The following is a 19,297-nucleotide window of genomic DNA, read 5'->3' as shown; positions in this document are numbered from 1 at the left end:
GCTGGGGCACGGCCCTGCTGATCGACGGCAATGTCGGCATCGGCGGCGACCCGCGGGCGCTGCTGGTCCGGGTCGGTGAACTGGTCGCCCCCGGCGGCCGGTTGCTCGTCGAGGCCGCGGCCTACGACGTCGACGAGCGGTTCACCGTCCGGGTGGAGGACGGCCGGGGCCGGCACGGCCGCGACTTCCCGTGGGCGCGCCTGGGCGCGGCCGCGCTGCGATCCGCCGCCGACAGCACCTGCTGGACGACGTCCGAGGAGTGGTCCGTGGGCGGCCGCCACTTCGTGGAGCTGTGGCGCTGCTGAGGCCGGTGGCCGCCGTGGGCGCTCACGCCCACGTACGGTCCAGGAAGTCCGCGATCAGCGGTGCGATCCCTCCGACGCACTCCTCCAGCGCGAAGTGCCCGGTGTCGAACGAGTGGACCTCCGCGTCCGGCACGTCGCGCAGGAACGCGTGTGCCCCGGCCTCCACGAAGATCGCGTCGCGGCGCCCCCACAGCACCAGCGTCGGCGGCTGGTGCTTGCGGAGCCAGGCCTGCCACCGCGGGTACAGCTCGACGTTGCTGTGGTAGTCGTAGGCCAGCTGGAGCTGGATCTCGTCGCGCCCCGGCAGGTCGAGGAAGTGCTGGTCCAGGAGCCAGCCCTCGGGGGCGACGGTGGTCGCGTCGGTCGTGCCGCCCTCGTACTGGGCGCGGGTGAAGTCGAGGGTCAGCATCTGGCGCTGCCGCTCCTCGGAGCCCTCGTTCTCGCGGCGTTCGGCCACGAAGGCGCGGGCTATCGGGCTGAGCCCCTCCTCGTACGCGTTGCCGTTCTGCACCACGAGGCCCGCGATCCACTCCGGGTGGCGGTCCGCGAGGCGGAAGCCGACGGGGGAGCCGAAGTCGAAGGCGTAGAGCGTGAACCGGTGCAGGCCGAGCGCCTCGCAGAAGCCTTCCACGACATCGGCGAGCAGGTCGAAGGTGTAGGTGAGGGAGGCCGGGGCGTCGCTGTGCCCGAAGCCCGGGTAGTCGGGCGCGATCAGGTGGTACTGGCCGCCGAGCGCGTCGATGAGCCGCCGGTACTGGTGCGAGGCGGACGGGAAGCCGTGCAGCAGGAGCAGGGTCGGGGCGTCCGGGTCGCCGGCCTCGCGGTAGAAGACGCGTACGCCGTCCACGTCGACGAACCGGTGGGCCACCCGGGGAAGTTCCAGAGCCGTCATCGCGCGTACCTCCGATGTGGGGGCCGGCGGGACTGTTCCGCCGACCCCCACATGCTAATGCTTAAAGTCCTCTCTATCCATTAGTTTCTGTGATCCGCCCGAAATCGGCGCAGCGCCGCCCAGCCGGCCGTCAGGGCGGTGAGCACGGCCACCGTCCCCAGCACGATCAGGGTGTTGCGGGGGTAGTCCAGCGGCAGCACCGACGGGTTGGACTTCGCGGTCGGCCGCAGCAGGAACGGCAGTGCCACGGCGGTCAGGCACGCGGCGGTGATCAGCCCGCCGCGCACCGGCCGCCGGACATGCGGCGGCAGCCACCGGGAGAGCACCGCGCCGACGGCCAGCACCACCGGCGTCAGCGCCGCGTCGTGCAGCACGATGGCGCCCGCCAGCCAGAGCAGCACATCGACCGGCTCCCTCACCTGACGGTCCGTGAACAGCTGTACGGCGCCGAACGTCATGGCCGCCACCCCCACCGCGCCGAGTGCGATGCGCGCCTTCATGCCAGCACCTCCAGCCGGGAGACCCACTTCGTCTGCAGCACGCCCGGCCGGTTCGGCGCGATGATCCGGGCCGGGAAGCCGTGGTCGATGGAGAGCGGCGCGCCGTTCAGTGCCAGCGCCAGCAGCGTCAGCGGATCACGGGCGTACGAGGAGCCCATCTCCATCACCGAGTAGGCGCCGCCCTGTTGCAGCGACACCACCCGGAGCGTTGCCCCCGGTGGCGCGCCCGCCCGGTCCAGCAGATCGCGCACCCGCACGCCCTCCCAGTGCGCGCTCTTGCTCCAGCCCTCGACGCAGGCGATCGGCAGCAGCGAGGTGTGCTGCTCCAGGGCCCGCAGTTCGGGCAGCGTCAGCTCGTAGGGCCGCGGCCCGGCGACCAGCAGCCGCCAGCCCGCCAGCCGCGCCGCGGTGACCCCGGCCGCGGCCGCCGTCTTGTTGACGGGGAGTCCCTGCGGGCCGTGGTCCGGGTGCCGTGGCGCGAGCAGGTCGAAGTCCTTGAGCGGGGTGAAGGACTGCCCGACGGTCGTCAGCGTCACCGCGCCGACCGCGGCGCCGACCCCCAGCACGAACGCCCGCCGGTCCGGCCCGTCCGCCGCGGGCAGCCGTACGGTGCCGGCCGACCGCCGCGACCAGTGCTCGGCGATGACCGGGGCCTTCACCGCCAGGTGCAGCAGCAGCGCGCCGATCGCGACCCAGGCCAGCGCCCAGTGCGTGGGCACGAAGTTCCACGGCCACGGGTACCACTGCAGCGTGTTGAGCAGACCGGTGAGCAACTGCAGCAGCACCGTCCCGACCAGCACCGCGATCGACAGGCGCTCCAGCGCCTTGCCCACCGACCGGGCCGGCGGCCAGGCGAAGAGCCGCGGGTACACCGTCCACAACTTCGCGAACACCAGCGGGATCGCCGCGATCCCGGTCGCCACGTGCAGCCCCTGGGTGAGCCGGTAACCCCACGAGGGCCGACTGGGCAGCCGGTCCGCCGCCCAGCCGGGCGGGTGCTGCAGGTAGTGGCTGATGAGGCCCGTCACGAAGCAGATCGCGATGGCCGTCCCCAGCGCGCGGCCGACGACCGTCGCCGTCCGCGCGTCGTGCAGCCGTCCGGTGAACGCTCCCTCGCGCAGCGGGCCGCGACGCAGCCAGGCCGGCGGATCGGGCAGCGCGAACGGCGCGCCGCGCGGCGCGTCATTCCGTGGGGTCGAAGGCTTCGGGGGACGGTCCCCGTCCGATGGATTCTGCATGCTCCCATCACACCCCCGAGCGGGGTCCGATCAGGGGAATGGACTCCTTACGGATTGCGGACGCCGGGCCCGGCGGCAGCCCGCCGGGCAGTTCCAGCTGCCACGGTGGACGGTGTGGGAGCTCGCACCGTATGCACCTCAGTCCTCGTCGCCGCGCTGACCGCCGTCGTCGCCGTCACCATCCGCTCGGGAGGTTCCGAGGCACACCCGCGGCACCTGCTGTACTGGTACGCGGCCGCCTGGGTGCTGTTCGCCGCCGCCGTGTGGGGGGTCCGGAAGGTGCCCGTGCGCGCCGCCGTGGTCCTGGTGCTCGCGGGCAGCGCCGCGCTGTCCCTCGCGGCGCTGAGCGGGCCGCCGCGCACCAGCAGCGACATGTACCGCTACGCGTGGGACGGCCGGGTGCAGGCCGCGGGCATCTCCCCGTACGCCCATCCGCCCAACGCGCCGGAGCTGGCGGGGCTGCGCGACCGCTGGCTCTTCCCGGCGGGCCCCGACTGCCCCCGCCCCGACCTGAGCACGGCGGGAGCGGACTGCACCCGCATCAACCGCCCCGCCGTGAACACCATCTACCCCCCGGTGGCGGAGGGCTGGTTCCTCGCCGTCCACGCGCTGTCGCCCGACGGCGCCCGCCACAAGCCCACCCAGATCGCCGGCGCGCTGCTGGCCGTCGGAACCAGCGGCGCCCTGCTCGCGGTCTTGTGGCGCTGGCGGCGCGGTGGCGGCGATCCACGCCGTGCGGCGCTGTGGGCCTGGTGTCCCGCGGTGTCCTTCGCGGCCGTCAACGACGCGCACATCGACACGCTCGGCGTGCTGCTGACCGTGCTCGCGCTCGGCACGTCCGTCCTGCCGCGCCGCGGTGCGCTGCTGGGCGCGGCCATCGCCGTCAAGCTGCTGCCCGCGGTCGTCCTGCCGGGCGCCCTAGCCCGCCGGGGCCCCCGCGACATCGCGCGGGTCCTGCTGCCCGCCCTCCTGGTGATCGCGCTCGCCTATCTGCCCTACGTGATGACCTCCGGCTTCGGCGTCCTCGGCTATCTGCCGGGCTACCTGCGGGAGGAGGGGTACGAATCGGAGAGCGTCCGCCGGTTCGCACTGCTGCGGCTCTTCCTGCCGGACAGCGTCGCCGCCCCGCTCGCGGTGGTCCTCATAGCGCTGACCGCGCTCTACGTCCTGCGCCGCGGCGACCCCGGCCGGCCGTGGAGCGGCGCGCTGCTCGTCACGGGCACCGCGCTGCTCCTGACCTCGCCTTCCTACTACTGGTACGCGCTGCTGGTGGTCGCGCTGGTCGCGCTCGACGGCCGCTGGGAGTGGCTCACCGTCCCCCTTGCGGGCACCGTTCTCTACATCGGCAACTCCATGGGCGCCCACGGCACCTGGCTGCAGTCCTGGTCCTACGGGACCGCGGCGGTGGCGGTGCTGGCCGGGGCGGCGCTGCGGGCCCGCGGGGCGTCGCGTGCCCTCCCCGCCGTGCCGGAGCAGGCGGGGGCGGTGCCGAGCGGCGCGGGCGCGGAGGTCAGTCGCCGGTGACGCCGTCGGTCAGTTCGCGCAGGATGTCGGCATGGCCGTTGTGCCGGGCGTACTCCTCGATCATGTGGGCGTAGACCCACCGCAGGTCGATCGGTCCGCCGCGGCGCGGGTGCGCGAACGTCTCGTCGAGCGAGCGTCCCGCGGCGGCGCGGTCCGCGAGTTCGCACTCGGTCGCGAACACCGCGAAGTCGGCCTCGGCGGCCGCGCCGTCGGCGAGGTCGAAGTCACCGTCCGGCTCCTCGTCGGGACAGTAGAGGTCGTCGAGGTCCTGGCCGTCGAACAGGATCCGGAACCACCAGCGCTCCACCTCCGCCATGTGCCGCACCAGCCCGAGCAGCGACAGGGTCGACGACTTCACCGGGCGCAGCGCCAGCTGCTCGCCGGTGAGGCCGGCGCACTTCATGAGGAGGGTCGTGCGGTGGTAGGCGAGCCAGTGCTCCAGCGAGGCGCGCTCGTCGGCGACCAGCGGGGGATCGGTACGCGGTACTTCGGGTGCGGTCCAAGTCGTCATCCGCACATGATGGCGGCGGGAAGCGGCGTCCGCATCACGTTATCCCTGCTCCGGCCGGGTTTCCCGGCCCGCCGGACAGCGCGCCGGGCCCGCGGCGATATCGTTCGCGCGGAGGTACACATGAACGACGCACCGGACCGGGGCCGCCCGCTGGCGGTCTTCGACCTGGACGGGACCCTCGCCGACACCCGGCACCGGCTGATCCACCTGGAGCGGCGGCCGAAGGACTGGGCGGCCTTCTTCGCCGGAGCGGTGGACGACGCCCCGCTGGCGGAGGGCGTGGCGCTCGCACTGGAGACCGCCGTCGCCTGCGACATCGAGTACGTCACCGGCCGCCCCGAGCGCTGCCGCCGCGACACGGTCGAGTGGCTGGAACGCCATGGACTGCCGGCGGGGAAGGTCTGGATGCGGACGGACAACGACCGCAGGCCGGCCCGCGTCACGAAGCTGGAACTCCTGCGCAAGCTGTCCCGCACCCGGGAGATCCGCGTGGTCGTCGACGACGACAAGCAGGTCTGCGACGCCTACAAGGGCTCCGGATTCACCGTACGGCGGGCCCGCTGGATGGAGTCCGCCCCGCTGCTCGAGCAGGCCCAGGACACCGAGGGGCGCACCTGACGCGGGGTGCCCGGGTACTTCGCGGGGCTGCCTGCTACTGACAGGGACAGGCTGCGAACGGGCGGGCGGGAGAGACTGATCCGCATGGACACCCCCGCGGAACTCGGCGAATTCCTGCGCACCCGCCGCGCCCGGCTGCGGCCGGAGGACGTCGGACTGATCTCCTACGGCGCCAGGCGCCGGGTGCCGGGGCTGCGCCGCGAAGAGCTGTCGCAGCTCGCCGGGGTGAGCGTCGCGTACTACACCCGGCTGGAACAGGGCCAGAGCAACAACGCCTCCGAAGGGGTGCTCGACGCCCTCGCCGCCGCGCTGCGCCTCACCGAGGACGAGCGCCGGCACCTGCGCAACCTGGCGCGCCCCGGCCGCGCCAAGCGCCGTCCGCCCGAGCGCCCCGACAGCGCCAGGCCGGGGACGCGGCAGCTGATGGCCGCGATGGACGGCGTGCCCGTCGTGGTCCTGGACCGGCGCTTCGAGGTGCTGGCGTGGAACCCGCTGGGGCACGCGCTGACCGCGGGGCACCTCGACGCGCAGAGCCCGGACCGTCCCGCCGACCGCCCCAACCTGCAGCGGCTGCTCTTCCTCGACCCGCACACCCGCGAGCTGTACCCGCGCTGGGACGAGGAGGCCCGGCGCGCGGTCGCCTCACTGCGGCTGGCCGCGGGACAGTACCCGGACGACCGGCGGCTGGCCGAGCTGATCGGCGAACTGACGATGAAGAGCCCCGAGTTCGCCGCCCTCTGGTCGCGCCACCCGGTGAACGGCTGCACCTTCGGTGCGAAGGCGTTCCACCACCCGACGATCGGCGCGCTGGACCTCTCCTTCGAGATGCTGCAGGTCCCGGACGACTCGGGGCACCGGATGCTGATGTACAGCGCCGAGCCGGGCTCCTCCTCCGAGGCGGCGCTGCGGCTGCTCGGGACCATCACCCGAACGGAGCAGCCGAACGCCCCCCAGGACCCGAAGACGGCGATGCTGGGCGCAGGGGGTGACCGCCGCCAGGAAAGCAGGTGACCCGCTGTGCGAACCGACAAGCCGACGTCCGACAGCAAGTCCGGCCAGGGAGTCCTCACGCCGACCCGGATCGCGGTGGCCGCACTGGCGGTGCTCGGTCTCGTCTTCATCTTCGAGAACACCCGGCAGGTCAGGATCCGGCTGATCATTCCCGAGGTGACGATGCCGCTGTGGCTCGCCCTGCTCGGGGTGGCCGTCATCGGCGGCGTCTGCGGCGCCTTCCTCTTCCGCCGCAGGAAGTAGTGCGTCGGCTCACACCTCGGCGGGCGACGCGGGTCCGTTCAGCTCCTTGCCGAGGCACACGCTGAGCTCCTCGTGGCGGTACAGCCCGAACTTCGTCACCGGTGTGTAGCCGCACGACTCGTACAGCGCGATGGCCTCCGGCTGCTTCAGGCCGGTCTCCAGGACCATCCGGGACCGCCCGGCCGCCGCCGCGCTGACCTCCAGCTCGGCCAGTATCCGCCGCGCCAGCCCCCGGCCGCGCGCCTCGTCCACCACGTACATCCGCTTGAGCTCGGCGTCGCCGTCCGCGTGACCGTCCGGCGACTCGTCCTGAGCCCGCCAGCCGCCGGTGGCGACCGGCTCCCCGTCCACGTATCCCACCAGGTACAGGCCCTGTGGCGGGTCGAACTGGGTGGCTTCCATCGGGGTGAGGTCACCGTCGCCGTACCGCTCGACGTACTCCAGCTGCACGCGCTCGTTGAGTTTCACCGCGTCGGGGTGGTCGTAGCGCAAAGTTCGAATCTCCACCACGGCATCGTACGGGTGTACGCGCAGGGGTCTGCCCCGCGCAGATCCGCGCACGTCACGGTCGCGTAGGCTGCGCTGCGCCGATATCCGCACCTCGGGAGCTTGCTGTGCTGACTGTGACGACCGTGAATGTCAACGGGCTCCGTGCCGCCGCCAAGAAGGGCTTCGTCCCCTGGCTGCAGGCCACCACCGCCGACGTGGTCTGTCTGCAGGAAGTGCGCGCCGAGGCCGAGCAGCTTCCCGACGAGGTCCGCGAGCCCGAGGGCTGGTCCGCCTTCCACGCCCCCGCCACCGCCAAGGGCCGCGCCGGCGTCTCGATCTACAGCCGCACCGAGCCGACCCGCGTGCAGATCGGATTCGGCTCGGCCGAGTTCGACGGCTCCGGCCGCTACCTCGAGATCGACCTTCCGGGGGTGACCGTCGCCAGCCTCTATCTGCCCTCGGGCGAGGTCGGCACCGAGCGCCAGACGGAGAAGGAGCGGTTCATGGCCGAGTTCTTCGTCCACCTCACGGAACTGCGCGCCCGGGCGGCCGCCGACGGCCGGGAGGTGCTCGTCTGCGGTGACTGGAACATCGCCCACCACGAGGCCGACCTCAAGAACTGGAAGACCAACCAGAAGAGCGCCGGGTTCCTTCCCGAGGAGCGCGCCTGGCTCACCAAGGTCTTCGAGCAGGGCGGCTACACCGATGTCGTCCGCCGCCTCCACCCCGACACCACCGGCCCATACTCCTGGTGGTCCTACCGCGGCCGCGCCTTCGACAACGACGCGGGCTGGCGCATCGACTACCACGTCGCCACCGCCGGGCTCGCGGCCAGGGCCACGTCGGCCGTGGTGGAGCGGGCCGACACGCACGACCTCCGGTGGAGCGACCACGCACCGGTGACCGCCACCTTCGACGTGTAGCGCGCCGGAACGCGCCCCACGGCCCTCAGTGCACGCTCACCGAGACGCCCGGCGCCGCGTAGGTGTCGGCGTCGTCCGCCTCGAACGCGCGGGACAGCCACTCCGCCACAGGAGGGGTGTGGCGCTCGGTGAGAGCCCGGCGCTCGTCCGCGTTCTCGACGGACGACAGGTGACTCGCGAGAGCGTCACGGAAGGCGGCGCGGGCCGTCTCGAGATAGTCCGTCACCACACCGCCGTCAGCAGCAGGTGAGGTGCCGACACTCAGCGTCCAGCGGACACGGCGCTTGATCGGCAGGATGAATCCACGCATCGGACTTTGCTGACTCATGCCGCCGAGCATAGAAGCACCTCGCCGCCGGAGAGCGGATCAACCGGAGGACGCGAGCACGCTCGCGAGGTCGTAGCGGACCGGCTCGTCCAGTTGGGCGTACGTGCAGCTCTCCGGGTCGCGGTCCTGGCGCCAGCGGCGGAACTGCGTCGTGTGCCGGAAGCGGTCGCCCTGCATGTGGTCGTAGGCGACCTCGAGCACCCGCTCGGGCCGCAGCGGCGTCCACTCCAGGTTCTTGGCGCCGGTCCACCGGCTGGGGGCGCCCGGCATCCGGCCGGTCGCGTGCGCCTCCTCGTCCTTCCAGGCCGCCCACGGGTGCCCGTCCGGTCCGGCCATGCGCAGCGGGGCCAGCTCCGCCATCAGCTCCTCGCGCCGCCGCATGGGGAAGGACGCGCACGCGCCCACGTGCTGGAGCCGGCCGGCCGTGTCGTACAGCCCGAGCAGCAGCGAGCCGATGACGGGCCCGCTCTTGTGCTCGCGGTACCCGGCCAGGACGCAGTCGGCGGTGCGCTCGTGCTTGACCTTCACCATCAGCCGCTGGTCGGGGCGGTAGAGCAGCTCCGGCGACTTCGCCACCACACCGTCGAGACCGGCGCCCTCGAAGCGGCTGAACCACTCCTCGGCCACCGCCAGGTCCATCGTCACCGGGGCGACGTGCACGGGCGCCACCACATCCGCCAGAGCCGCTTCCAGGGCGGGCCGGCGCTCCCGCAGCGGTGTGTCCAGCAGCGAGCTGTCGCCGAGCGCCAGCAGGTCGAAGGCGACGAAGGAGGCGGGGGTGCGCTCGGCGAGCAGCCGGATCCGCGACTCGGCGGGATGGATGCGCTCCTGCAGGGCATCGAAGTCCAGCCGGTCGCCGGAGACGATGATGATCTCGCCGTCCACGACGCAGCGCTCCGGCAACTGCTCCAGCAGCGCGTCCGCCAGCTCGGGGAAGTAGCGGCCGAGCGGTTTGCCGTTGCGGCTCCCGATCACGATCTCGGGACCGTCGCGGTGCACGATCGCCCGGAATCCGTCCCACTTCGCCTCGTACTGCATCCCGGGCGGAATGCGCGCCGCCGCCTTCGCCAGCATCGGCCTGACCGGCGGCATCACGGGAAGGTCCATGATCCGAGTGTGCGGCCGGTCCCGACCCTCCGCCTCCGGACGCCGCCGCGCTCCGGAGGCGCGCGCCTCGAAGCGGTTCTAGCGTGAGGGCATGGCAGAAGCGGTGGAGCTGCGGATCGGCGAGCGGACGGTGCGGATCACGCACCCGGACAAGGTGTACTTCCCCGAGCGGAACCTCACCAAGCTCGACCTCGCCCACTACTACCTGGCCGTCGGCGAGGGCGCCCTGCGGGCGCTGCGCGACCGTCCGACGACCCTGCAGCGCTTCCCCGAGGGCATCGCGGGGGAGTCGTTCTTCCAGAAGCGCGCCCCGAAGGACCTCCCCGACTGGACCCCTACGGCCCGCATCGCCTTCCCCAGCGGACGCTTCGCCGACGAGACCTGCCCGACCGAGGTGGGCGCGCTGCTGTGGGCCGCCAACCGCGGCTGCCTGACCTTCCACCCGTGGCCGGTGCGCCGCGCGGACACCGACCACCCGGACGAGCTGCGCATCGACCTGGACCCGCAGCCGGGCACCGACTACGCCGACGCGGTGCGCGCCGCCCACGAGCTCCGCGAGGTGCTGGACGGGATCGGCCTGCGCGGCTGGCCCAAGACCTCCGGCGGGCGCGGGATGCACGTCTTCATCCCCATCGCGCCCCGGTGGACCTTCACCCAGGTCCGACGGGCGACCATCGCCATCGCCCGGGAGCTGGAGCGCCGGATGCCGGAGCGGGTGACCACCGCGTGGTGGAAGGAGGAGCGCGGCGAGAAGATCTTCGTCGACTACAACCAGATGGCCCGCGACCGCACGATCGCCTCCGCCTACTCCGTCCGCCCCTTCCCGCACGCACCGGTCTCCGCGCCGCTGCGCTGGGAGGAACTGGACAGCGCCGTGCCGAACGACTTCGACCTCGTCTCGATGCCGGCCCGCTACGCGGAGGTCGGCGACCTCCACGCCGACATGGACGACCACGCCTTCGACATCACCCCCGCCCTGGACCTCGCCGACCGCGACGAACGCGACCACGGCGCGGGCGACCTCCCCTACCCCCCGGAACACCCCAAAATGGCCGGCGAACCCAAACGAGTACAACCCAGCCGCGCCAAGCAGTCGCCGTAGGCGGTGCCTCGGACAACGCAGTGGCCCGGCGCTCGGACGGGGTTCCGTCCGGGCGCCGGGCCTGGGTGGTCAGCGGTGCAGGTTGAGGCGGTGGACGCCGCCGTCGAGGGTGCCGACGTAGAGCGTGCGGCCGTCCGCGGTCGCGGCCAGTTCGGTCGTGTCGGTGTTCTGCAGGCCGGTGGAGATGTTGTGCCAGCTCAGACCGTGGTCGGTGCTGCGCAGCACGCCGCGGCCGCCCTGGAGGAGCCCGCTGGCCCCGGAGCTGGTGGTGGCCGCGTAGAGCGTGTCGCCGACCCGGAGCAGGTCGGAGACGTGGATGGCGAGAGGGCCGGTGTCACCGGTGCGGAAGGTCCTGCCGCCGTCGGTGCTGACGCGGACGCTCTCGCCGCCGATGACGAGCCGCTTGCCGTCCAGGTCGATCGCGGTGACCGGGCCGTCCGCGACCTTGGTGACGGTGACACCGCCGTCGTCCGACCGGTAGAGGCCGGCGGAGTTGCCGAGCCACAGCCGCAGCGGGTTGGCGGGGTCGCCGGTGATGGTGTCGAAGGCGCGTTCGTGGAAGAGGTTCTTCCACGTCGCGCCGCCGTCGCCGGTGGCGAACAGCCCCTGGCCCAGCAGGCTCCGGAAGCCGACCACCACCCGCTTCGGGTCGGCGGGGTTCACCAGGAGCGCGGTCGGCACCTCCGACGAGGTGCCGCGCTCCTTCCAGGTGGCGCCCGCGTCGGCGCTGCGCTCGACGACGAACGTGCCGACCGCGGTCCTCCGCACCTTCCAGATCACGTTCGGCTCCTTGGCCGACACGGCGAGCTGCGTGACGCGGACGCCGATCCTGCCCTCGCCGCCCGAGCGGCCCCATTCGGGGCTCGCGACGGGAAGCGCGGTGCGGTAGATCGCGCTGTCGGTGGCGGCGAGCAGATGGTTGCCACTGACCGCGAGATCGTTGACGGTCAGCCCCTGGACGCCGATCCGCCGGTACCCGGTGCCGTTCGCGGCACCCCGGTAGAGGCCGTCCTGCTCACTGGAGACGGTGACCGAGCCGTCGCCCCAGCGGTCGTAGTCCATCGGTACCGCGGCTTTCGACGGCCCCGCGACCGTGGTCCAGGTCCGCCCGTGGTCGTGGCTGAGCCGGCCGCTGCCGGTCAGTGTCCGCAGGTACAGGTCGTCGCCCGAGACGGTCAGGCCGAGGCCTCCCTCCGTCATGGGGAGCAGGGTGGACCAGGTCTTGCCGCCGTCGTGGGAACCGACGACGCCGGTGCCCAGGACGTACACCGCCGCGACGGAGGCGTCGGCGGCCAGTCCGCCGACGCTGTGGTCACCCGCGTCGTAGAGCTGCCGCGCCGCGCCGGGGTTGCCCGAGCCGATGCCGGAGCGGGCCCAGACGCCGCGGAACGTCGTCAGGTAGAGGGTGTCGCCGGTGACGGTGGCGCCGGTGACGCTCCCGGTGACACCGGTCGGGTAGGTGGTCCAGTGCTCGCCCGCGTCCGTGCTGACCAGCAGCGAGTCGGAGGCGACCGCGACCAGCGTGCGGGTCTTCTCATCGGCGGCGAAGGCCGTGATGCGGGCGTCCGGGACGTCGAGTCGCCGCCAGGTCCGCCCGTTGTCGTCGGTGCGCAGGATGGTGCCCCGGCGGCTGCCGTCGTGGACGCTGTTGACGGCGTACCACCAGCGGTCGGGGTTCTTCGCGTCGACCAGGAGGGGTCCGGTGCCGTCCGCGACCGGCAGCCGGCCCAGCTGGCGCCAGGAGGCGCCGTTGTCGGTCGTCAGCCAGGGCGCCGCCTTCTGGTACTGGGTGAGCACGGCCTGGCCCGGCCGGCTCGGCGAGAGGGCGACCCAGCCAGCCTCGCTGTTGGGGCCGACCGGCTCCCAGCGGTCCTTGCGGCTGTCGACCGGGGTGACCTCGAAGGCACTGGAGCCGGTGAGCCGCTGCCCGGTGCCCGCGGTGCCGCGCACCGAGACGAGGTACGCGCCGGCGACACTGCCGGTCACCTCGGCCCGGTAGTAGCCGCTGGCGGGGTCGAGGACGGAGGTGACGTCGAAGGCCTTGCCGCGCGGCGGGGTGACGGTGACGACCGGCGGTGCGGCCAGCCGGGTCGGCGGGGCGATGTGCACGGTCGAGTGACCGTCGCTCGGGTCGGGTGCGGCCTGCACGGCCAGGTGCCGGACGGCGAGCAGGTAGGGCACCCCGATCGCCGGGCCGCGGTCCGGCGTCGCCGTGAGGCGGCCGGCGATCTCGGTGTCGGTGGACGGGCGGGCGACGCTCAGCGAGACCGTGACGGTCGCGGTCCCACGGGCCGGTACGGTGACCCGCTTCGGTGAGACCGTGGCCGGTCCCTCGGTCCGCAGCGTGGTGGTGACCGGCCGGTTGCCGGAGTTCCGCAGCGTCACCTTCGCGGTGCCGCCCACGTCACGCCGGGACAGGTCGGCGAGTCCGAAGGACACGGACGCCGGTGCGGCGCTGACCGTGGCCGAGGCGGCCGCGGCCACGTCGAGCCGGCCGGAGCCCTGCGTCGTGGGTCCGCTGCCGCTCAGCGGCTTCGCGGTGCCGACCAGTGCGGCCTTCACCTCGGCCGGCGGCTGCCCCGGGTGCAGTTGGCGCAGCAGGGCGGCGGCTCCGGCGACGTGCGGGGTCGCCATCGACGTGCCGGACATGCGGTACTGGCCGGGCTCGTACAGCGCGGTGGGAATCGTGGAGCGGATCTCCACGCCGGGCGCGACCAGGTCGGGCTTGAGGCCGAAGCCCGGTGTGGGGCCGCGGGAGGAGAACGAGGCGATCCGGTCGGTGGTGTCGGTGCCGCGCAGCGTCACCGAGACCTTCCCGGCGGCGAGCCGGGTGGTCAGCTCGGTGTACTGGGTCGCGTCGATGCCCATGACCACGAGGTGGTCCATGCGCAGCGAGTCGCCGGAGGCGTCGATCCGTGCGGGCGACGCCGGTACCTGGGCCACGCCCGGCTCCGGGGTGACCTCCTGCGGCCGGACCCCTCCGGGTGCTGCGGACGCTCCGGCGGCGAACACCGGCCCGTCGTTCTTGGGCAGTCCGGCGAGTACCGCGACGGCTCCGCGCTTCTCCGCCTCCCGCGCCCATTCCAGGGCGTCGCCCGACAGGTCCCGGGCGTCGGAGGCGACGAGGAACTGGGCCCTGAGGATCTTCCCGCGCACATCGCCGACCCGCTGCCAGTCCTCCTCGGTGCCCTGGCCGACGTCGACGAGCTGCGCGGTGACGGGGCGCGCCGGCGGGTTCGCGGACACGATGCCGCGGTAGGTCTGGATCAACTCGGGCTTCTTGCCGGCCAGGTACGCGCTGGGCAGCCGGACGCCGCTGGTCGACGCGCCGACCGAGATCACGCCGTCGGCGGTGCCGGGGCTGCTGACCGTGCCCGTGCCCGGTCCGTCGTTGCCGGCGGCGGCCACCACGACCACACCGGCCCGTACGGCCGCGGTCGCGGCCCGGCCCAGGGGGTCGGTGCCGTCGCCGGGGCCGCCGAGGCTCATGTTGATGACGTCCGCGCGGTGCGGGTTGGCCGGGTCGGACGCCGCCTCGATGCCGGCGATGATGTCCGACGTGTAGCCGGCGCCTTCGGCGTCCATCACCTTGTACGCCAGGAGGTTCGCGTCGGGCGCCACACCGGTGATGCCGCCCTTCTCGGCGGCCTTCCCCGCGATGATGCCGGCGACGTGGGTGCCGTGGCCGTTGTCGTCCATCGGGTCCTCGTCGCCGTTGACGAAGTCGTGCCCGCCGACGACCTTGTGGCCCTTGCCGAGTCCGCCGCCCAGATCGGGGTGGGTGTAGTCCACGCCGCTGTCCAGGATCGCGACGGTGGTCCCCTTGCCGGTGACGCGGCTGCCGGCGGGGTCCTTGCGCTGCCACACGTCGGGCGCGCCGATCAGGGGCACGCTCACGTCCGTCTTCGCCAGCACGCGGGTGTCGGGGAGGACGGCGGTGACGCCCGGCAGGCGCGCCAGCCGGGCCATCTCGGACCGGGGCACCGTCATCGCGACGGCGTCGATGAGCAGACCGAGCTTGCGGGTCGACGCGGGGTGCAGCCCGGCGCTCTTCGCCGAGCCGAGGAAGGTCTCCTGCCGGGCGTCCAGCGCGCGGCGGGCGGCGCCGACGCCGGAGGCGGCGTCGGCGGACAGCAGCGATCCACCGGGCGCGGCGGTGACCGCGGCGTTCCCGGACAGTTCGACGATCACTCGTTGCGACGGGTCGGGCGTGGACGCGGTGGCGGCACCCGGTATCGCCGCCAGCGTGCCGGCGAGTACGACGGCGGCGAGACCGGCATGACGCGATCTTCGTGAGTTCATTGCCATACGTAAAGGTCCTAGTGGTGCGGGCACTTGCCGCACAACGAATCTTCGTGGCCCATTGCTGCCGCTGGCACAACTGGGCCACCATCCGTCCATGACTCCCGAGACGCCGGAACTGACGGCGGCAGGCATCGATCCGTTCGACGAGAGCGTCTACCGCGCGGTCCTGACCCGGCGTACGGCGGCGCCCGGCGAACTCGCCGCGGACCTCGGCTGTTCGGCCGAGCGGGTCGCCAGGGCGCTGGACCGGCTCCGCGACCACGGGCTGGTCGGCCGCCTCGCCGGCGCCCGCCGCCGGTACGCCGCGATCGAGCCGGAGGCCGCCGTCGAGGCGCTGGTGCGGGCCAGGAGCAACGAGCTGGAACGCGTCCGCTCGGCCGCCGCCGAGCTGTCCCGGCTCTTCGCCGCCGCGCGCACCGGCGCGACCGACGAGGACGAGGTGGAGATCACCACCGGCAGCGAGGCCCTCGGCCGCTGGTTCGTGCGCCTGCAGCAGGAGGCGCACGAGGACGTCATGACGCTGGACCGGCCGCCGTACGCCCTGACCACCTCGAATCCGGTGGAGACGACGGCGCTCGGCCGAGGCGTCCGCTACCGGGCGGTCTACGCCCCCGAGGCGCTGGAGTGGCCCGGCGTCCTGGACGACATCCGCGAGCTGGTCCGGCACGGCGAGCAGGCCCGTGTCCTGCCGGGTCTGCGCATCAAACTCGCCATCGCGGACCGCAAGCTGGCGCTGATGCCGCTCTCCCTCGACCTCAACGACGTGCGCGCCGCGGTGATCCGTCCTTCCACGCTGCTCGACGCCCTGACCGACTACTGGGAGATGTGCTGGAAGCAGGCCCTGCCGCTGAACGCGCCCGCCGACGACCCCCTCGACGAGGAGGACCGGCTCGTCCTCACCCTGCTGGTCGGCGGGCTCAAGGACGAGGCGATAGCCCGGCAGCTCGGCTGGTCCGTCCGCACCATGCGCCGCCGCATCAGCCGCCTGCACGACCTGCTGGGCGCCGCCAACCGCTTCCAGGCGGGCGCCATCGCCGCCCGCCGAGGGTGGCTGTGAGTCTCAGCCGGCCGTCGGCCCGGCGAGTTTGGCGGTGAACCAGGTCAGGGCGCGGGGGATGAGCTTCTTGAAGTCGGAGGTGTAGTGCCGGCCGCCGGGGAGCTCGTAGTACTCGGCCTTGACGGGGGCGACGGCCTTCTTCAGCCAGGTCTTGACCAGGTTGGTCTCGTACGCCTCGCCGCTGCCCGCCGTGGCGAGGATGCTGACGTCGGCCTTGCCCTGCTTGATGAGGGTGTTGGGGCTGTTGGCGAGGCGGTCGGCCTCGTGGCCCTTCCAGAGGCGGGAGTCCGGGTCGAAGTAGGCGTCCATCGGGATGGCGGCCTTGAAGACGTCGGGGTGCTGGAGGGCGAGCTTCGCGCTGCAGAAGCCGCCCGTGGAGGCGCCCATGACACCCCACCCGTCACGGCTGCGCAGGGTGCGGAAGTTCGCCTTCACGAAGTCGGGGACGTCCTTGGCCATCCAGGTGCCCATCTTGGGCTGGCCGGGGATGTCGCTGCAGTCCAGGGCCGCGTTCTCGCGGGAGTTGAAGTTCTGGACCGGCATGATCATGATGAACGGATGGGCCTTGCCCTGCTTGCTGAGCTTGACGTCGGCCTCCTGGATCGGGAGCTGCGGGTCCGTCCAGGTGTTGTAGCCGTTGCTCTGGCCGCCCGCGTACATCATCACGACGGGGAACCCGTAGGTCGCGTACTTGGGATCGCTGTACTCCGGGGGCAGCCAGACCCAGACCTTCCCGGTGACGCCGGACTTCGCTCCGCGCACCGAGGTGACCGTGATCGGGCCGGCCTTCGTGGACCGTGCCAGTTTCAGCTCCGCCTTCGGCCCGGTCGGCATCAGCACCTTCGACGGTGTCGCCGCCGGGCTCGGCGTCCGCGGTGTGGCCTTGGCGTCGCCGCCGGCGGAGAGGTGGTCGTTCGCCGGGGAACCGCTGCCGGAGGAGCCGCAGCCCGCCAGCGCGGCGAGCGTGAGCAGCACGGCGGCCGCGGGCAGGACCAGGGGGCGATGACGCCGGGGACGCGGATCCATCGTGGAAATTGCTCCGAACGCGAGATCGAGGACAAAAGGCACCTTCTAGGAGAGCAGCCCGCCCGCTTTGGTTCCCGCGCGACGCGCGCGGTCTACGCGCGAGGCTTCCCGCGCCACTCCGACGAGCGCCGTCCAACCCCCCATGCGGGCAGCAGCCGTGCTACCTTGATCCCAGTTGCAGTTTTGGTACCCATGAACTTTGTGTGCGCCTGACGGGATGTAACCCTCAGGCGCACTCTTGTTTTTACCGGTCATCTCCGGATGGGCACAATGCGGCGACGAGGAATCTGCGCAGTGCAGATTTCCGGCTCTGCACCTATTGAGGAGATTGACATGGCTTCTGGCACCGTGAAGTGGTTCAACGCGGAAAAGGGTTTCGGCTTCATCGAGCAGGACGGTGGCGGCGCTGACGTCTTCGCCCACTACTCGAACATCGCCACCCAGGGCTTCCGTGAGCTCCAGGAAGGTCAGAAGGTGACCTTCGACGTCACGCAGGGCCAGAAGGGCCCGCAGGCCGAGAACATCGTTCCCGCCTGACGCTTGACGCGCACCACGTAGTTGGGGCCCGCACCTGAGGGTGCGGGCCCCAATTTCGTTTTTTCCGGTAATTCTTTGGCTCGTTTTTGCGATTCTTCGCCCGGTTTTCATTTTGCGGAGTCTTCCCGGACACGTGCCGTTCCGAGGAAGGCTTTCTTTTGTACCGCTCCTCCGGCTCCGTTCCCGCGCGCAATCGCCCCTCGTATTCCCGCGGTCAGTCCGCGCCGCGCCGTCGTCCCATGTCGACGCCGGGCGAGTTCGCCCTTCCCGTCAGCACCACGCCGTCCCTTCCCGCGGTCGAGTCGTTCGCGGACCTGGACATGCCGGCGGAACTGCTCGACACGCTCACCCGCGAAGGGGTGACGGTCCCGTTCCCCATCCAGGGCGCGACGCTGCCGAACTCGCTGGCCGGCCGGGACCTCCTGGGCCGTGGACGCACCGGCTCCGGCAAGACCCTCGCCTTCGGCCTGGCGCTGCTCGCCCGCACCGCGGGACAGCGCGCCGAGCCGCGGCAGCCGCTCGCGCTGGTGCTGGTGCCGACCCGCGAGCTGGCGCAGCAGGTCACCGACGCGCTCACCCCGTACGCCCGCTCGCTGCGGCTGCGGATGGCCACGGTGGTGGGCGGGATGTCGATCGGCCGGCAGGCCAGCGTGCTGCGCGGCGGCGCCGAGGTCGTCGTCGCGACACCCGGACGGCTCAAGGACCTGATCGAACGTCGCGACTGCCGACTCGACCAGGTGGCCATCACGGTGCTGGACGAGGCCGACCAAATGGCTGACATGGGCTTCATGCCGCAGGTCACCGCTCTGCTGGCGCAGGTGCGCCCGGACGGGCAGCGGATGCTCTTCTCCGCCACGCTGGACCGCAACGTCGACCGGCTGGTGCGCCAGTTCCTGAGCGACCCGGTGGTCCATTCGGTGGACCCCTCGGCCAACACGGTCACCACGATGGAGCACCACATCCTGCACGTGGCCGGCGCGGACAAGCAGGCCACGACGCGGCGCATCGCGGCCCGCGAGGGCCGGGTGCTGATGTTCCTGGACACCAAGCACGCCGTCGACCTGCTGACCCGCGACCTGCTGGCCAGCGGGGTACGGGCGGCCGCGCTGCACGGCGGGAAGTCGCAGCCGCAGCGCAACCGGACGCTGGAGCAGTTCAAGAGCGGACTGGTGACGGTCCTGGTCGCGACCAACGTCGCCGCCCGCGGCATCCACGTCGACAACCTGGACCTGGTCGTCAACGTCGACCCGCCCACCGACCACAAGGACTACCTGCACCGCGGCGGCCGCACCGCCCGCGCGGGGGAGTCCGGCAGCGTCGTCACCCTGGTGCTGCCCAACCAGCGCCGCGAGATGGCGCGCCTGATGTCGCACGCCGGCATCACGCCGCAGACGACTCAGGTCAGCGCCGAGAACGACGAACTCGCCCGGATCACCGGCGCGCAGGAGCCGTCCGGAGTGCCGGTCGTCATCGCGGCACCCCCGGCGTCCGAGCGGGTGCGGCGCACCTCGTACGGGAGCCGCGGCCGTGGAGGGCGTCCCTCGCCGCGCCGGCGGCCCGAGGCCGCGTAGGCCCTCGTCT

The 19,297-nt window shown here is 72.5% G+C and carries 18 protein-coding genes and 1 pseudogene; 10 read left to right on the top strand and 9 right to left on the bottom strand.

Translation table 11 applies throughout. The features are described from left to right. Positions 1-305, top strand: a pseudogene (locus tag O3X23_RS07370) (class I SAM-dependent methyltransferase); the annotation flags it as partial. Positions 306-327: 22 nt separating this feature from the next. Here O3X23_RS07370 and O3X23_RS07365 read toward each other — a convergent pair. The 3 genes from O3X23_RS07365 to O3X23_RS07355 all read right to left on the bottom strand — a co-directional run bounded on the left by O3X23_RS07365 (position 328) and on the right by O3X23_RS07355 (position 2,935). After that, positions 328-1,197: an alpha/beta fold hydrolase gene (locus tag O3X23_RS07365; protein WP_269270367.1), complete on the bottom strand. Its 870-nt coding sequence runs from the start codon at positions 1,195-1,197 to the stop codon at positions 328-330. Positions 1,198-1,277: 80 nt separating this feature from the next. After that, on the bottom strand, positions 1,278-1,697 hold the full coding sequence (locus O3X23_RS07360) for a hypothetical protein (RefSeq protein ID WP_269270366.1): 420 nt from the start codon (positions 1,695-1,697) through the stop codon (positions 1,278-1,280). Further along, a complete protein-coding gene (locus O3X23_RS07355; protein WP_269270365.1) occupies positions 1,694-2,935 on the bottom strand; it encodes a molybdopterin-dependent oxidoreductase in 1,242 nt (413 codons plus the stop codon). The genes O3X23_RS07360 and O3X23_RS07355 overlap by 4 nt, the downstream gene beginning before the upstream one ends. A 114-nt stretch (positions 2,936-3,049) precedes the next feature. Here O3X23_RS07355 and O3X23_RS07350 point away from each other — a divergent pair, with 114 nt between their 5' ends. Continuing rightward, positions 3,050-4,459, top strand: coding sequence for a glycosyltransferase family 87 protein (locus O3X23_RS07350; protein ID WP_269270364.1), 1,410 nt, complete (start codon positions 3,050-3,052; stop codon positions 4,457-4,459). Here O3X23_RS07350 and O3X23_RS07345 read toward each other — a convergent pair. Further along, on the bottom strand, positions 4,446-4,970 hold the full coding sequence (locus O3X23_RS07345) for a DinB family protein (RefSeq protein WP_269270363.1): 525 nt from the start codon (positions 4,968-4,970) through the stop codon (positions 4,446-4,448). The two genes, O3X23_RS07350 and O3X23_RS07345, sit on opposite strands and share 14 nt — an antisense overlap. A 120-nt stretch (positions 4,971-5,090) precedes the next feature. Between O3X23_RS07345 and O3X23_RS07340 the strand changes: the two genes are divergently transcribed. The 3 genes from O3X23_RS07340 to O3X23_RS07330 all read left to right on the top strand — a co-directional run bounded on the left by O3X23_RS07340 (position 5,091) and on the right by O3X23_RS07330 (position 6,842). After that, positions 5,091-5,588, top strand: coding sequence for a phosphatase domain-containing protein (locus tag O3X23_RS07340; RefSeq protein ID WP_269270362.1), 498 nt, complete (start codon positions 5,091-5,093; stop codon positions 5,586-5,588). An 84-nt stretch (positions 5,589-5,672) separates the two neighbouring features. Next, entirely contained in the window at positions 5,673-6,599 is a 927-nt protein-coding gene (locus O3X23_RS07335; protein ID WP_269270361.1) for a helix-turn-helix transcriptional regulator, read from the top strand. Between the two features lie 6 nt (positions 6,600-6,605). Further along, positions 6,606-6,842, top strand: coding sequence for a LapA family protein (locus O3X23_RS07330; RefSeq protein ID WP_269270360.1), 237 nt, complete (start codon positions 6,606-6,608; stop codon positions 6,840-6,842). Positions 6,843-6,851: 9 nt separating this feature from the next. On the opposite strand, the gene O3X23_RS07325 is transcribed toward O3X23_RS07330, so the two are convergent. Beyond that, entirely contained in the window at positions 6,852-7,349 is a 498-nt protein-coding gene (locus O3X23_RS07325) for a GNAT family N-acetyltransferase (protein ID WP_269270359.1), read from the bottom strand. 107 nt (positions 7,350-7,456) lie between these two features. On the opposite strand from O3X23_RS07325, the gene O3X23_RS07320 reads away from it, so the two are divergent. After that, the gene (locus O3X23_RS07320) at positions 7,457-8,254 is read left to right on the top strand and encodes an exodeoxyribonuclease III (RefSeq protein WP_269270358.1); all 798 of its coding nucleotides are present in this window, start codon (positions 7,457-7,459) and stop codon (positions 8,252-8,254) included. Between the two features lie 25 nt (positions 8,255-8,279). Here O3X23_RS07320 and O3X23_RS07315 read toward each other — a convergent pair whose 3' ends face one another. After that, positions 8,280-8,582, bottom strand: coding sequence for a hypothetical protein (locus tag O3X23_RS07315; protein WP_269270357.1), 303 nt, complete (start codon positions 8,580-8,582; stop codon positions 8,280-8,282). Between the two features lie 39 nt (positions 8,583-8,621). After that, entirely contained in the window at positions 8,622-9,689 is a 1,068-nt protein-coding gene (locus tag O3X23_RS07310; protein ID WP_269270356.1) for an ATP-dependent DNA ligase, read from the bottom strand. A 91-nt stretch (positions 9,690-9,780) separates the two neighbouring features. Here O3X23_RS07310 and ligD point away from each other — a divergent pair, with 91 nt between their 5' ends. Next, entirely contained in the window at positions 9,781-10,791 is a 1,011-nt protein-coding gene (gene ligD / locus O3X23_RS07305; RefSeq protein ID WP_269270355.1) for a non-homologous end-joining DNA ligase, read from the top strand. A 69-nt stretch (positions 10,792-10,860) separates the two neighbouring features. On the opposite strand, the gene O3X23_RS07300 is transcribed toward ligD, so the two are convergent. After that, positions 10,861-15,093, bottom strand: a complete 4,233-nt coding sequence (locus O3X23_RS07300) for a S8 family serine peptidase (protein WP_269270354.1) — start codon at positions 15,091-15,093, stop codon at positions 10,861-10,863. A 97-nt stretch (positions 15,094-15,190) separates the two neighbouring features. On the opposite strand from O3X23_RS07300, the gene O3X23_RS07295 reads away from it, so the two are divergent. After that, positions 15,191-16,153: a helix-turn-helix domain-containing protein gene (locus O3X23_RS07295; RefSeq protein WP_269270353.1), complete on the top strand. Its 963-nt coding sequence runs from the start codon at positions 15,191-15,193 to the stop codon at positions 16,151-16,153. A 3-nt stretch (positions 16,154-16,156) separates the two neighbouring features. Here O3X23_RS07295 and O3X23_RS07290 read toward each other — a convergent pair whose 3' ends face one another. Then, positions 16,157-17,179, bottom strand: coding sequence for an alpha/beta hydrolase (locus O3X23_RS07290; protein WP_269270352.1), 1,023 nt, complete (start codon positions 17,177-17,179; stop codon positions 16,157-16,159). A gap of 333 nt (positions 17,180-17,512) precedes the next feature. On the opposite strand from O3X23_RS07290, the gene O3X23_RS07285 reads away from it, so the two are divergent. Continuing rightward, a complete protein-coding gene (locus O3X23_RS07285) occupies positions 17,513-17,716 on the top strand; it encodes a cold-shock protein (protein ID WP_069779708.1) in 204 nt (67 codons plus the stop codon). Between the two features lie 158 nt (positions 17,717-17,874). Beyond that, positions 17,875-19,287: a DEAD/DEAH box helicase gene (locus O3X23_RS07280; protein ID WP_269270351.1), complete on the top strand. Its 1,413-nt coding sequence runs from the start codon at positions 17,875-17,877 to the stop codon at positions 19,285-19,287. Positions 19,288-19,297 lie beyond the last annotated feature (10 nt).

This window comes from Streptomyces sp. H39-S7 (assembly GCF_027158205.1).
Classification (GTDB): Bacteria; Actinomycetota; Actinomycetes; order Streptomycetales; family Streptomycetaceae; genus Actinacidiphila.
This window is presented reverse-complemented; position numbering and strand designations above follow the sequence as displayed.

Coding starts and splice junctions, on each gene's coding strand:
- O3X23_RS07365 (WP_269270367.1), bottom strand. CDS start 1,197: ATGACGGCTCTGGAACTTCCCCGGGTGGCCCACCGGTTCGTCGACGTG.
- O3X23_RS07360 (WP_269270366.1), bottom strand. CDS start 1,697: ATGAAGGCGCGCATCGCACTCGGCGCGGTGGGGGTGGCGGCCATGACG.
- O3X23_RS07355 (WP_269270365.1), bottom strand. CDS start 2,935: ATGCAGAATCCATCGGACGGGGACCGTCCCCCGAAGCCTTCGACCCCA.
- O3X23_RS07345 (WP_269270363.1), bottom strand. CDS start 4,970: ATGACGACTTGGACCGCACCCGAAGTACCGCGTACCGATCCCCCGCTG.
- O3X23_RS07340 (WP_269270362.1), top strand. CDS start 5,091: ATGAACGACGCACCGGACCGGGGCCGCCCGCTGGCGGTCTTCGACCTG.
- O3X23_RS07335 (WP_269270361.1), top strand. CDS start 5,673: ATGGACACCCCCGCGGAACTCGGCGAATTCCTGCGCACCCGCCGCGCC.
- O3X23_RS07315 (WP_269270357.1), bottom strand. CDS start 8,582: ATGAGTCAGCAAAGTCCGATGCGTGGATTCATCCTGCCGATCAAGCGC.
- O3X23_RS07310 (WP_269270356.1), bottom strand. CDS start 9,689: ATGGACCTTCCCGTGATGCCGCCGGTCAGGCCGATGCTGGCGAAGGCG.
- ligD (WP_269270355.1), top strand. CDS start 9,781: ATGGCAGAAGCGGTGGAGCTGCGGATCGGCGAGCGGACGGTGCGGATC.
- O3X23_RS07300 (WP_269270354.1), bottom strand. CDS start 15,093: ATGAACTCACGAAGATCGCGTCATGCCGGTCTCGCCGCCGTCGTACTC.
- O3X23_RS07295 (WP_269270353.1), top strand. CDS start 15,191: ATGACTCCCGAGACGCCGGAACTGACGGCGGCAGGCATCGATCCGTTC.
- O3X23_RS07290 (WP_269270352.1), bottom strand. CDS start 17,179: ATGGATCCGCGTCCCCGGCGTCATCGCCCCCTGGTCCTGCCCGCGGCC.
- O3X23_RS07285 (WP_069779708.1), top strand. CDS start 17,513: ATGGCTTCTGGCACCGTGAAGTGGTTCAACGCGGAAAAGGGTTTCGGC.